General features: G+C 71.1%; 2 protein-coding genes. Both read left to right on the forward strand.

All coding sequences use genetic code 11. The annotated features are described in order from the left end of the window. The first annotated feature begins 78 nt into the window (after positions 1-78). Positions 79-1,605: a formate-dependent phosphoribosylglycinamide formyltransferase gene (gene purT / locus JHC79_RS01670; RefSeq protein ID WP_296388224.1), complete on the forward strand. Its 1,527-nt coding sequence runs from the start codon at positions 79-81 to the stop codon at positions 1,603-1,605. Between the two features lie 3 nt (positions 1,606-1,608). Then, entirely contained in the window at positions 1,609-2,088 is a 480-nt protein-coding gene (locus JHC79_RS01675) for a DUF456 domain-containing protein (protein ID WP_296388134.1), read from the forward strand. Positions 2,089-2,091 lie beyond the last annotated feature (3 nt).

Genomic DNA, 2,091 nt, shown 5'->3' on the forward strand with positions numbered 1-2,091 from the left:
GGGCCCCCGCCCGGCCCGATCCCGAGCGGGATCTCGCCGCGAATCGGTACGCCGCTGTCGCCGTCGGCGACGCGCGTGATGCTGCTCGGTGCCGGGGAGCTCGGCAAGGAGGTGGTGATCGCCTTCCAGCGCCTGGGCGTCGAGGTGATCGCCGTCGATCGGTATCACAACGCGCCCGGCCATCAGGTCGCCCATCACGGCTTCGTCATGGACATGACCGACCCCGACGCGCTGCTCGGACTCATCGAGCACGAGCGCCCCGACTACGTGGTCCCGGAGATCGAGGCGATCGCCACCAGTGCGCTGGTCGAGGCCGAGCGCCGCGGCATCACCGAGGTCATCCCCACCGCGCGGGCGACATCGTTGACGATGAACCGCGAGGGCATCCGCCGTCTGGCCGACGAGCAGCTCGGGCTGCCGACCTCGGCGTACGCGTTCGCCGATTCACCCGAGCAGCTGGCCGCGGCCGCCGAGCGGGTGGGCTACCCGTGTCTGGTCAAGCCGACGATGTCGTCGTCGGGCAAGGGGCAGTCGATGCTGCGCGGCCCCGAGGATCTCGACGCGGCGTGGCAGACCGCCGCGTCCGGTGCCCGGGTGTCCGGCGGGCGGGTCATCGTCGAGGGATTCGTCGACTTCGACTACGAGATAACACTTCTGACCGTGCGCGCGGTCGATCCTGCGACGGGCCGGCTCACGACGCACTTCTGCGCACCCATCGGTCACCGCCAGGAACGTGGCGACTACGTCGAGAGTTGGCAGCCGCAGGCGATGAGCGCCGCCGCCCACGGCGCGGCGATGTCGATCGCAGCCCGGATCGCGACCGCGTTGGGAGACGGAAAGCTCGGCGGCCGCGGTGTGTTCGGTGTCGAGATGTTCGTCAAGGGCGACGACGTGTACTTCTCCGAGGTCAGCCCGCGTCCGCACGACACCGGCCTGGTCACCCTGGCGACGCAGCGACTCTCCGAGTTCGAGATGCACGCGCGTGCCATTCTCGGCCTGCCGGTCGACGTCACCCTGGCCAGCCCGGGTGCGTCCGCGGTCATCTACGGCGGTCGTGACGAGCAGGGCATCGCGTTCGAGAACGTCGCTGCGGCGCTGACGATCCCGGAGACCGACATCCGACTGTTCGGCAAGCCGGAGAGCTACCGGCGTCGTCGCATGGGCGTGGTCGTGGCCACCGCCGACGACGTCAGCGGTGCCCGACGGCGGGCCACTGAGGCGGCCGCGCTGGTGCGCCCGATCAGCGGTGTGCGTCCGTCCGCGCCGACTCCGCCCGCTGCGTCGACGACGGCGACGACCACCGCCACGCACCGGCCGCCTCCGGCGCAGCCCCCGGTGCAGCCGACCCCGGCCACCGACCGGATCTCGGTCGAGATGATCGCGCGTCGAGCGCAGGCCGGCGAACCGCCGCGTGTCGATCCCCCGGAGGACTCGTCCGACGAGGCCGCTGTGCCCGCCGAGCGGGACGACCGTCCCGCCGACCGGGCCGATCAGCCCACCCAGCGTTCCGAACTGCCGCGGTGGGACGACGACGCGGACACCTCGACCGAACCGACCGACACCGACGACGACATCCCGTCGGGTCGCATCAGCGTGGAGAAGTGACCGGTGTCGGCGGTCGGTGAGCTGCTGATCGCCCTGGTGATCCTGATCGGACTGGTGGGGACCATCGTCCCGATGCTGCCGGGGCCGTCGCTGGTGTTGGCCGCCATCGTCATCTGGGCGATCTTCGTCGGTGGGTGGGCGTGGTCCGTTGTCGTGGGCGCCGCGGTGCTCATCGTCGGGGCCGCCGTGCTGAAGTACCTCGTCGCCGGACGGTCGATGAAGCGGTCCGGTATCTCGAACCGCACTGTGCTCATCGGTGGGTTGGCCGGCATCGTCGGTTTCTTCGTCATTCCGGTGATCGGTCTGCCGATCGGGTTCCTCGCGGGGGCGTTCGTCGCCGAGTGGGCACGCGATCAGGACGTGCGAGCCGGCTGGCGGGGTGCGGTCGCGGCGCTGCGGGCCGCGGGTGTGGCCATCCTGATCGAGCTCACGGCGTCGCTGTTCGCCGCCGCCGGGTGGCTCACCGGCGCCATCGCCATCTGACCC

The sequence above is a fragment of the Williamsia sp. genome, from assembly GCF_016462415.1.
Lineage (GTDB): Bacteria > Actinomycetota > Actinomycetes > Mycobacteriales > Mycobacteriaceae > Williamsia_A.

Coding starts and splice junctions, on each gene's coding strand:
- purT (WP_296388224.1), top strand. CDS start 79: ATGCTGCTCGGTGCCGGGGAGCTCGGCAAGGAGGTGGTGATCGCCTTC.